The sequence below is a fragment of the Castellaniella sp. genome (assembly GCF_041675725.1).
Lineage (GTDB): Bacteria > Pseudomonadota > Gammaproteobacteria > Burkholderiales > Burkholderiaceae_B > Castellaniella.
In genome coordinates, this window is sequence record NZ_JBAYTI010000010.1 from 48,836 (window position 1) to 59,179 (window position 10,344).

A 10,344-nucleotide genomic window follows, 5' to 3' on the forward strand; every position below is an offset into this window, starting at 1 on the left:
CATGTACCTGCCATGGAAACCCGCCTGTTGCAGATTCTTGTTTGCCCCTCCTGCAAAGGGCCCCTGCACCACGATCGCGAACACGACGAACTGATCTGCCACGCCGAGCATCTGGCCTATCCCATCGCCGATGGGGTGCCTGTGCTGCTGGCGCGCCAGGCCCGTTCACTACAGGCTGGCTCTGATACGCCAGCATGAATTTCCTGGTCGTCATTCCGGCACGGGCCGCCTCCACCCGGCTGCCCGGCAAGCCTCTGCTCGATCTGGGCGGCCTGCCCATGGTGGTGCGCACGGCACGGCAAGCAGCCCGGTCGCAGGCCGCACGGGTCTTGGTGGCCACCGACCACCCCGCCATTCACGCAGCGGCCCAGGCGCACGCGATCGAATGCATGATCACGCGGCCCGACCATCCCACCGGCACCGACCGGTTGGCCGAAGTCGTCCAGCGGTTGCACCTGCCCGAAGACAGCATCGTCGTCAACGTGCAGGGCGACGAACCCCTGATCGATCCCACCCTCATCGACGCCGTGGCTCAATTGCTGGCGGCGCACCCCGAGGCCGCCATCGCCACCTGCGCGGCACCCATCGCCGATGCCCGAGCCCTGTTCAACCCCAACGTCGTCAAGGTAGTGTGCGCCACGGACGGACGCGCCCTGTATTTTTCGCGGGCGCCGATCCCCTGGGCGCGCGATGCCCTGGCAACGGGTGAAAAATGCCTGGCCCCTGGCCTGCCCGCCTGGCATCACATCGGCCTGTATGCCTATCGCGCCGGCTTCCTGAGGCAATTTCCGCAGCGCCCCACAGGCTGCCTCGAACGATTCGAGTCACTCGAGCAGCTGCGCGCCCTCGAACACGGCGATACGATCCTCGTGCACACCGTCGATCAGATGCCGGCGGCTGGGGTCGATACCCCTGAAGATCTCGAGCGGGTACGCCAGACACTCGCCAACACGGCCCACGGGCCCGGTTAAACTCGGTACGTTGCACAACCCGGGTCCAGGCAATAAAAGCATGCACAATTTGTTGCATTGCGGCATAATCCGGAACTTGGACTCGACGCTATCGGAGGAAATCATGCGTTTGATTCTGCTCGGCCCCCCCGGCGCAGGCAAAGGGACTCAGGCAAGCTTCATCACCGAGGCCTTCGGCATCCCGCAGATCTCCACGGGCGACATGCTGCGTGCCGCCGTCAAGGCCGAGACCCCGCTGGGGTTGAAAGCGAAGGCCGTGATGGACAGCGGTGCCCTGGTGTCGGATGACATCATCATCGGCCTGGTGCGCGATCGGCTGCAGCAGCCCGACTGCCAGGCAGGCTACCTGTTCGACGGTTTTCCGCGCACCATTCCACAGGCCGACGCGCTGAAAGCGGCCGGCATCGCCCTGGACTACGTGATCGAGATCGACGTCCCGGAAACCGACATCATCGAGCGCATGAGCGGGCGCCGGGTCCATCAGCCCAGTGGCCGTACGTACCACACGCGCTTCAATCCGCCACGCATCGAAGGCCACGACGACGAAACCGGCGAACCCTTGATCCAGCGCGACGATGACCGCGAAGAGACGGTACGCCACCGGCTTTCGGTGTACCGCGAGCAAACCCGTCCGCTGGTCGATTACTATTCCGCATGGGCCGCATCCGGGGCGGCAGAGGCCCCCCACTACGCAAGAATCTCCGGGGTCGGCGGCGTGGATGAGATTCGCTCGCGCATCCTCGCCATCTTGCGTCCCCGCCAATCCGCCTGACACAGGAGTCAATACGCATGGATATTCAAAATCAAGTCATACTGGTCACCGGAGGCGCTTCCGGTCTGGGCGCTGGCACGGCCCGAGCACTCGTGGCACAAGGCGCCCGCGTGCTGCTGGCCGACGTCCAGGACGAGGCCGGCCAGGCCCTGGCAAGCGAACTCGGCCAGACCTACGTGCACTGCGACGTCACCTCCGAGGCGGATGCCGGCAAGGCGGTCGAGGCCGCCGTTGCCATGGGAACGCTGCGCGGCCTGGTCAACTGTGCCGGGATCGCCCCGGCGGCCCGCATCGTCAGCAAGCAGGGCGCACACGATCTCTCGCTTTTTCGCAAGGTGATCGACATCAACCTCATCGGAACCTTCAATATGTCCCGCCTGGCCGCGCAGGCCATGGTGGGCAATGAACCGCAGGCCACGGGCGAACGCGGCGTGCTGATCAACACGGCGTCAGTGGCGGCCTACGATGGTCAGATCGGGCAGAGCGCTTATGCCGCCTCCAAGGCGGGTGTGGTGGGCATGACCCTGGCGATTGCCCGCGACCTCGCGCGCAGCGGCATCCGCTGCATGACGATCGCCCCGGGCATTTTTGGCACGCCCATGCTGTTCAACATGCCGCAAGAAGTCCAGGATTCCCTGGCCGCCAGTGTGCCCTTTCCATCGCGCCTGGGCCGCCCCGAAGATTACGCCAAGCTCGTGCTGACGATCCTCGACAACGACATGCTCAATGGGGAAACCATCCGTCTCGACGGGGCCATCCGCATGGCCCCCAAATAAGGCTCGATGGGGCTGCTGCGTTCGGCTGCAACGGTCAGCAGCCTGACCTTCATCTCCCGCATCAGCGGCATGCTGCGCGATGTAATCATCGCCAGCCTGTTTGGTGCGGGGGCCATCACCGATGCATTCTGGGTTGCGTTTCGCATCCCGAACCTGCTGCGCCGGCTGTTCGCCGAAGGCGCATTTTCCCAGGCGTTCGTGCCCATCCTGGGTGAAGTGCACGCCCGCGGCAGCGACGAGGCCCTGCAGCAGCTGCTGGATCGCGTCGCCATCCTGCTGTTTGCCACATTATGCGCCGTCACCCTACTGGGGATGGTGGGCGCCCCCTGGGTGGTAACCGCCATCGCAACCGGTATGCGGGAAGCCGGGCGCGCCGAAGGATTCAACGAAGCCGTCTGGATGACGCGGCTGATGTTTCCCTACATCATCTGCATGTCGCTGGTCGCCTTCGCATCCGGGGTCCTGAACACGTTCAGCCGTTTCGCCGTCCCCGCCCTGACACCCGTACTGCTGAATATTTCCATGATGGCCACCAGCCTGCTGCTGGCGCAGCACGTCGACCAGCCCATCCACGCGCTGGCGATCGGCGTCATCCTGGGCGGGCTGCTGCAGTTCGGGGTGCAGTGGGCCGCGCTGGCCAAACTCGGGCTGCTGCCGCGTCCGGTCGGCGTGCTGGTGGCCTGGCGCGACAGTACCGTGCATCGCATCATGCGACAGATGATCCCGGCCATTCTCGGGGTATCGGTGGCCCAGCTTTCCTTGCTGATCAACACCAATATCGCCACCTGGCTCACACCCGGCAGCGTGACGTGGCTCTCGTTCGCGGATCGCCTGATGGAGTTTCCCACCGCCCTGCTGGGCGTGGCCCTGGGCACCGTATTGCTGCCCACCCTGTCGGCCGCCCATGCCCGCCAGGATCATGATGCCTACAGCGCGCTGCTCGACTGGGGGCTGCGCCTGGTGCTGCTGCTGGGGGTCCCGGCCGCCGTGGGGCTCGCCCTGCTGGCCGACGGGCTGGTGGCCACACTATTCAATTACGGGGCGTTCACAGGGGCCGACGTGGCCCAGACCCGCCTGGCCGTCATGGCCTACGCGGTCGGCCTGCTGGGGCTGCTGGCCATCAAGATCCTTGCACCGGGCTTCTACGCCAAGCAGGACATCCGCACTCCGGTTCGCATCGCCATTTTCGTGTTGATCTTTACCCAGCTGATGAACCTGGTGTTCGTCCCCTGGCTGGCTCATGCCGGGCTTGCCCTGTCCATCGGCCTGGGCGCAAGCGCCAATGCCCTCTGTCTGGTGGTTCTGCTGCGGCGGCGCAAGCTGTACCAGCCGCAGGCGGGTTGGCCCCAGTTCCTGCTGCGCATACTGCCGGCGCTGGCCGCCCTGATCGCCTTCCTGCTCTGGATACAGGACCATTCCGACTGGGTGGCGCTGGGGGTAAGGCCGGTAATACGGGCCGCCTGGTTGATGGCGGTGGTGGGCGCCGCCGCCCTGATCTATTTCGCCCTGTTGATCGTCTGTGGATTCAGGCTGAAAGACTTTACACAAAAGCCTGTATAGATTAGAATGCCTGCTTTATTTCAATGACCCCGGATTTAGTCACACACTTATGGCCAACTCTGCACAAGCACGCAAACGCGCCCGCCAGGCTGTCGCCCTCAACAAACACAATGCCAGCATGCGCTCCATGATGCGCACAGCCATCAAGCGCGTACGCCAAGCCATTGAAAAGGGTGACCAGGCCGCCGCCAACCAGGTCTTCCAGAAGGCCACCAGCGCGATCGACCGCGTGGCAGACAAGAACATCATCCACAAGAACAAGGCCGCACGCCATAAAAGCCGCCTGTCGGCCGCCATCAAAGCCATGGTCTAAGCCGCAGCCGTTCTTTTTCTTGCGGGGTAAAAAAAGGTGCCGAGCGGCACCTTTTTCTATGCGGCCTGCCGCCCCAGCAGCAGGAATTCCATCAGGGCTTTTTGCACGTGCAGCCGATTTTCGGCTTCATCCCAGACCACGCTCTGCGGGCCGTCGATGACCTCGGCGCTGACTTCTTCACCGCGATGCGCCGGCAGGCAGTGCATGAACAATGCCTCGGGGCGCGCCGCCGCCATCATGCGGGTATCCACGCACCAATCGGCGAAGGCCCGGCGGCGGGTTTCGTTTTCGGCCTCATAGCCCATGCTGGTCCAGACATCGGTCGTCACCACGTCTGCCCCCGCGCACGCCTCGAGGGGATCGTCGAATTCGCGCAATACCCCAGGCCCGGTGTCGCCCACCAGCGACGGATCGAGCCGGTAGCCCGGCGGGCCCGACACGTGCAACGTGAAGCCCAGTAGTTCGGCGGCCTGCAACCAGGTGTAGGCCATGTTGTTGGCATCGCCGATCCAGGCGACCGTTCGGCCGGCAAGATCGCCCCGGTGTTCGATGAACGTAAAGATGTCGGCCAGGATCTGGCAGGGATGGTATTCGTTGGTCAGGCCGTTGATGACCGGCACCCGCGAGTGCGCGGCAAAGCGCTCGATGCGGGTCTGCTCGAAGGTGCGGATCATGACCAGATCGACCATGCGCGAGATCACGCGCGCGGTGTCTTCGATGGGTTCGGCGCGCCCCAGCTGGGAACCTTCTGTCGTCAGGTAGATGACTGAACCGCCCAGCTGGTACATGCCCGCCTCGAACGAGACCCGGGTCCGCGTGCTGGCCTTTTCGAACACCATGGCCAGATTGCGGTCATGCAGGGTATGGTGGGGCTGGTAGCGCTTGAATTTGTCTTTGATGAGGCGCGCCCGATCGAGGACGTACAGAATCTCTTGGGCAGAGAAGTCACGCAACTGCAAAAAATGGCGCAAAGGCCCGGGGTTTTGGGCAGCGGACATGAGATACTCAGTGCAAAAGCCGCATCTTACTCTGCCTGCGCAGCTCGCGCAAAATGGCAATCGGATACAATGCGCCACGTGGGCAGGCAGCCAGCCGCACCAACCGGGCCTGCCCCAGCCACGGAACCCGTATGCCCCAGCCCCCTCTTTACTTCATCATCCACGGCAAAACCCTGCAGGGCCAGCGGTTCAGGCCCAGTGACTGGGCCGAGCGGCTGGCCGGGGTCCTGTCGCGCTTCCGGCCACCGGGTTCTCTGTACAATCCGCTGTCTTATTCGCCATACGCCATCCCGCGTACGCTGGATGGCGTGAAATGCGTGGTGGTCGATCACCGGCTGCGCGATCTGGAACCATTGGCCTGGAAGTTCGTGTGCGAGTTCGCGGCAAGCAACCAGCTGCAGACCACAGACACGGCCGAACGGCCCAGCGACGCAAGCGACCCGGCCAACCCCGCGGGCATGACACCTGCATTCACCCCCAAGGCGGGGGTTGCCTGAGGCCCAAAGGCTGCGCCACAGGCCCCGTTTGATGAGACGTCGGGCCTGATCCAGCGCCCTCAAGTGGATTCGTCTTTCAGGCGCGGGATACCGCCCGCATCGATCTTGCTGAGCAACCCGGCCCGGGTATAGGTAAACAGCTTGTCGCGGGTATCGACGATGTCCAGATTGCGCATGGTGAGCTGGCCAATGCGGTCGCGCGGCGAAAACATCGATTCGCCCTTTTCCATCGTGAGGCGGTCTGGATGATAGGTCAGGTTGGGCGAACGCGTATCCAGCAACGAGTAGTCGTTGCCCCGGCGCAATTCGAGCACCACCTCGCCGGTGATGGCACGGGCCACCCAGCGCTGGGCGGTCTCGCGCAGCATGATGGCCTGGGGATCGAACCAGCGCCCCTGATACAGCAGCCGGCCCAGCCGCAGGCCATTGATGCGGTATTGTTCGATCGTGTCTTCGTTGTGGATACCGGTGACCAGCCGCTCGTAGGCAATGTGCAGCAAGGCCATGCCCGGTGCCTCGTAGATACCGCGGCTCTTGGCCTCGATGATGCGGTTCTCGATCTGATCGCTCATCCCCAGGCCATGGCGCCCGCCAATGCGATTGGCTTCGAGCATGAGTTCGACCAGGTCCGCGTATTCGACCCCGTTCAGGGCGACCGGCCGGCCTTCTTCGAAACGCACGGTCACTTCCTCGGGCGCGACCTGGACCCCGGGCTTCCAGAAAGCCACCCCCATGATGGGCTGCACGATGTGCATGCCGGCATTGAGATGTTCGAGATCCTTGGCCTCGTGCGTGGCGCCCAGCATGTTCGAGTCGGTGGAATAGGCTTTTTCGGCCGACATCTTGTAGTCGAAGCCGTTTTCGACCAGGTACTGCGACATTTCGGCACGCCCGCCCAGTTCGTCGATGAACTGTTGGTCGAGCCAGGGCTTGTAGATTTTCAGCGCCGGATTGGTGAGCAGGCCATAGCGATAGAACCGTTCGATATCGTTGCCCTTGAAGGTACTGCCGTCACCCCAGATATGGACGTCGTCTTCCTGCATGGCCGCCACCAGCATGGTGCCTGTAACGGCCCGCCCGATAGGCGTGGTATTGAAATACGTGACACCGGCCGTGGCGACATGGAACGCATTGCATTGCAGGGCTGCGATCCCTTCGGCCACCAGCTGCGCGCGGCAGTCGATCAGGCGCGCGCCGAGCGCCCCGTAATGCAGCGCCTTGCGCGGGATTTCATCGTAATCGGACTCGTCGGGCTGCCCCAGGTTGGCGGTATAGGCATAGGGCAAGGCCCCCTTGTTCTTCATCCACAGCAAGGCAGCGCTGGTATCCAGCCCACCCGAAAAGGCGATGCCCACCTTCTGCCCGATCGGCAGGTTTTCTAGAATCGTTGCGCTCATGGGGTGTCCCGATGGTCCTGGAAATATCGACAATCGGGCATTATATCGTTCCTGATGCCCCAGCCCCCTGGGTGCGCCCGACGTTTGGGCGCCCAGCGTTCGGGTGCCCAAGAAGGCGTCAGCCAAATGTCTCGTCGAGCCAATCCATGGACACCGCGGCCGAAAAGCCTGGGTTGGCGCTCTGGCAGTGGCCATCGGCCCCCTCTTCGGCCGTGAACACGTAGCGCGTCACCGGGCCGCCGACCCGGGCCACGAAATGCTCGGCCTGCTGCAGAGGGTTGGCCCCCTCGCCCTCGCCAACCAGCGCCAGGCTTGGGCAGGCGATACGCGCCAGTTCGGCGTCCTCTACACGGAATCGCTTCAGATAGCGGTAGGTGTCGCGAAACGATGGCTGGCCCATGCGCAGCATGATGTTGCCGCTCATGGCGCGCATCTGGGCATTCATGACGTGGTCGGGTATGAACGCCAGGTCATCTGGGCCGAAATTCTCTTCGTCTGGCAATTCGGCAGGATCCAGGCCTGCAAATGACACCATGTACGCGTGCAGGTCCGTGATAGGCGAATTGGGAATCAGTGCCCCCAGACGCGGCTCGTGCGCTGCAATGCGGGTTGCAAAATAGCCGCCGAAGCTGATCCCCATGAGGGCCACGTGCCCCCCCTGCATGTGAGGCAGCGCCAGCGCCCGGTCGACCACGACATGGCCGATGCGCTCGAAATCGGGGCGAAAATGGCTCTGGGCGTTGAAACGCCAGGCATCCATCTGACCCGGGCCGGCAAACAGCAGCACGTCGTAGCCGCGCTCGTGGGCCGGCGCCCCGTAGACCAGCCAGGACTCTTCCAACGTGCCGTCGAAACCGCTGATGATGGCCAGCATGCGGGCCGGCGCCCCGTTGGACGGTTTGTGCGCCGCCCGCACGTGGTAGGCGGGCAGCTGCTGGTCATCGAGCGTGAACCACCATTCTTCACAGGCCACGCCCCCGCAATGCATGGCGGACAGGAAACAGCGCCGGCTGGCCAGGCCCAGCGCGCGATGTTGCGGATCCAGAACAGGCGCATAATACTCGGCGGCGCGGTACAGGTTGCAGGCAATGAGATATTGGTCACGCGCACTGATGGCATGCCCCCTGGCAGCCCGGGCGCCGGCATCCGCTTCTTGGCGCTGCCCTGCCGCGGCAAACGCCTGGACCCAGGACACCGGATCCGCATCGTCGATGCGCGCTGCCAGTGCCAGGCATTCCCCCACCGAAGCCCCCCCGTAGCGGGTTGCGCCCAATTGGCGTATCAGTTGGAAATCCATTTCCGGGTCGGCAAAGCCGCGAACCCGGGTGCGCCCACGCTCCAATGAGTCTGCCATGCGAAATCTCCTGAAGACACGATGCTGCGATCGCAAAATTTTTAGTATGACATCAAAAAAGGGATTGAAAAAGAAAATATTCGTCCGAATGTCGCGCGATTTCATGGATCGTGGATGTCGGTTTACCTAAACGGTACCGGGTGGCTTCAGGCCGAAACAGCATCCGCCCAGGCCACGGATTATGCTAAGGTGCCCCATGGTGCCAACCGCACGGCTCCAGCGCCTGGCCCAGCGCTTCATTCTCCATGGATCCCTCACTCGACAGGACGCCGCATGAATCCGCTCCCCATCAGCCGCTACCCTATCCCCAGGCTCGAAGACCTGCCCGCCGACATACGCGATCGCATTCAAGCCGTGCAAGAAAAAGCCGGCTTCATCCCGAACGTATTCCTGGCCATGGCCCACCGTCCGGCAGAGTTCCGTGCCTTCTTCGCCTACCACGACGCCCTCATGGAAAAAGACGGCGGCCTCACCCCTGCCGAACGCGAAATGATCGTCGTCGCCACCTCGGGGGCCAATGACTGCCAGTACTGCGTGCTGGCCCATGGCGCCGTCTTGCGCATACGCGCGCGCAACCCGCTGATCGCCGATCAAGTGGCCATCAACCACCGCAAGGCCGATATCAGCCCCCGCGAGCGGGCCATGCTGGACTTTGCCCTGAAAATTTCACTGAACGCACAGGAAATCGAAGAATCCGACTATCAAACGCTGTACCCGCACGGTTTCAGCGACGAAGATATCTGGGACATCGCCGCCATCGCGGCCTTCTTTGGGCTGAGCAACCGCATGGTCAATTTCATGTCCATGCGCCCCAACGAAGAGTTCTATCTCATGGGGCGCTTGCCCAAAGGCGCCAAATAAGCTTTTATATGTGCTAGAATGCCCGTCTTTCGGGGACGTAGCTCAGCTGGGAGAGCGTCGCGTTCGCAATGCGAAGGTCGTGGGTTCGATCCCCATCGTCTCCACCACATCAAACGCCTGACGGTCCTCCGTCGGGCGTTTTGCCTTGGTGAAACCCCGCGCAGTGCGCGGCTCTTGCGGTTCCGCGTATGCTACGAGGGCCTGTCTACGGCCTCCATTTTGGTCTGTTCGACCCCCTTTCGCTCTCAGTTTCTCACAGTAAAATCGGCGAACCCGTTAGCGACGGCACACGCAAAACACCTTTGAAATCAAATATGCAGGGCCAGTCCCAGCGGCGCTATGCCCAGGCGCTGGGCATCTCCAAGGGTGTCGCTGGCCGTGGCATCGAGCGCGCCCGCTTCATGAGTCTGGCGCTGGGCGAGTGGATCGCCGCCGGCCAGACGGTGATCCTCACCGGCGCCACGGGCTGTGGCAAAACATGGCTGGCCTGTGCGCTGGCCCAGTACGCCTGCCGCCGAGGGCACAGTACCCGCTATCTGCGGGTGCCACGCCTTGCGGAAGAATTGCGCACCCTGCAGGCTGCCGGCACTTACACCCGGTGGCTCGCCCAGCTGGCCAAAACCGAGGTCGTGGTGCTCGATGACTGGGGGCTGGTTGGGCTGGACGCCATGACCCGCGAAGCCCTGATGGAACTACTCGATGATCGCGCCGGCTGCCGCGCGACGCTCGTGACCAGCCAGTTGCCTGTGGATCACTGGCACGCCTGGATCGGCGACCCGGCCCTGGCCGATGCCATGCTCGATCGCCTGCTCGCGCAGGCGCACCGCATCGTCTTGAAGGGCGAG

12 protein-coding genes and 1 tRNA gene are annotated in these 10,344 nt (G+C 63.4%); 10 read left to right on the forward strand and 3 right to left on the reverse strand.

Going from position 1 to position 10,344, the window contains the following annotated elements; translation table 11 throughout:
• Nucleotides 1–12: 12 nt before the first annotated feature.
• From WCZ84_RS03340 to rpsT, 6 genes are all read left to right on the forward strand, one after another.
• Nucleotides 13–198 carry a Trm112 family protein gene (locus WCZ84_RS03340; protein ID WP_372684840.1) on the forward strand — a complete coding sequence of 62 codons (186 nt, stop codon included), beginning with the start codon at nucleotides 13–15 and terminating at the stop codon, nucleotides 196–198.
• On the forward strand, nucleotides 195–971 hold the full coding sequence (kdsB, locus tag WCZ84_RS03345) for a 3-deoxy-manno-octulosonate cytidylyltransferase (RefSeq protein ID WP_372684841.1): 777 nt from the start codon (nucleotides 195–197) through the stop codon (nucleotides 969–971). The genes WCZ84_RS03340 and kdsB overlap by 4 nt, the downstream gene beginning before the upstream one ends.
• 103 nt (nucleotides 972–1,074) lie before the next feature.
• Nucleotides 1,075–1,743 carry an adenylate kinase gene (adk, locus tag WCZ84_RS03350; protein WP_372684842.1) on the forward strand — a complete coding sequence of 223 codons (669 nt, stop codon included), beginning with the start codon at nucleotides 1,075–1,077 and terminating at the stop codon, nucleotides 1,741–1,743.
• Between the two features lie 17 nt (nucleotides 1,744–1,760).
• Nucleotides 1,761–2,519, forward strand: coding sequence for a 3-hydroxyacyl-CoA dehydrogenase (locus WCZ84_RS03355; protein WP_372684843.1), 759 nt, complete (start codon nucleotides 1,761–1,763; stop codon nucleotides 2,517–2,519).
• 6 nt (nucleotides 2,520–2,525) lie between these two features.
• Nucleotides 2,526–4,079, forward strand: a complete 1,554-nt coding sequence (murJ, locus tag WCZ84_RS03360) for a murein biosynthesis integral membrane protein MurJ (protein WP_372684844.1) — start codon at nucleotides 2,526–2,528, stop codon at nucleotides 4,077–4,079.
• 49 nt (nucleotides 4,080–4,128) lie between these two features.
• Nucleotides 4,129–4,392: a 30S ribosomal protein S20 gene (gene rpsT / locus WCZ84_RS03365; RefSeq protein ID WP_372684845.1), complete on the forward strand. Its 264-nt coding sequence runs from the start codon at nucleotides 4,129–4,131 to the stop codon at nucleotides 4,390–4,392.
• 56 nt (nucleotides 4,393–4,448) lie between these two features.
• Here rpsT and argF read toward each other — a convergent pair whose 3' ends face one another.
• Nucleotides 4,449–5,390: an ornithine carbamoyltransferase gene (gene argF / locus WCZ84_RS03370; RefSeq protein WP_372684846.1), complete on the reverse strand. Its 942-nt coding sequence runs from the start codon at nucleotides 5,388–5,390 to the stop codon at nucleotides 4,449–4,451.
• A 131-nt stretch (nucleotides 5,391–5,521) separates the two neighbouring features.
• Here argF and WCZ84_RS03375 point away from each other — a divergent pair, with 131 nt between their 5' ends.
• Nucleotides 5,522–5,887: a DUF3579 domain-containing protein gene (locus WCZ84_RS03375; protein WP_372684847.1), complete on the forward strand. Its 366-nt coding sequence runs from the start codon at nucleotides 5,522–5,524 to the stop codon at nucleotides 5,885–5,887.
• 59 nt (nucleotides 5,888–5,946) lie between these two features.
• Here WCZ84_RS03375 and argG read toward each other — a convergent pair whose 3' ends face one another.
• Both argG and WCZ84_RS03385 read right to left on the reverse strand, forming a co-directional pair.
• Nucleotides 5,947–7,284: an argininosuccinate synthase gene (argG, locus tag WCZ84_RS03380; RefSeq protein WP_372684848.1), complete on the reverse strand. Its 1,338-nt coding sequence runs from the start codon at nucleotides 7,282–7,284 to the stop codon at nucleotides 5,947–5,949.
• A 118-nt stretch (nucleotides 7,285–7,402) separates the two neighbouring features.
• On the reverse strand, nucleotides 7,403–8,638 hold the full coding sequence (locus WCZ84_RS03385; RefSeq protein WP_372684849.1) for an alpha/beta hydrolase family protein: 1,236 nt from the start codon (nucleotides 8,636–8,638) through the stop codon (nucleotides 7,403–7,405).
• A gap of 273 nt (nucleotides 8,639–8,911) precedes the next feature.
• On the opposite strand from WCZ84_RS03385, the gene WCZ84_RS03390 reads away from it, so the two are divergent.
• From WCZ84_RS03390 to WCZ84_RS03400, 3 genes are all read left to right on the forward strand, one after another.
• A complete protein-coding gene (locus tag WCZ84_RS03390; protein ID WP_372684850.1) occupies nucleotides 8,912–9,499 on the forward strand; it encodes a peroxidase-related enzyme in 588 nt (195 codons plus the stop codon).
• Between the two features lie 31 nt (nucleotides 9,500–9,530).
• Nucleotides 9,531–9,606, forward strand: a tRNA-Ala gene (locus tag WCZ84_RS03395).
• A 207-nt stretch (nucleotides 9,607–9,813) separates the two neighbouring features.
• Nucleotides 9,814–10,344 (forward strand): ATP-binding protein (locus tag WCZ84_RS03400; protein WP_372684851.1); only part of this gene is annotated, 531 nt, incomplete at its 3' end.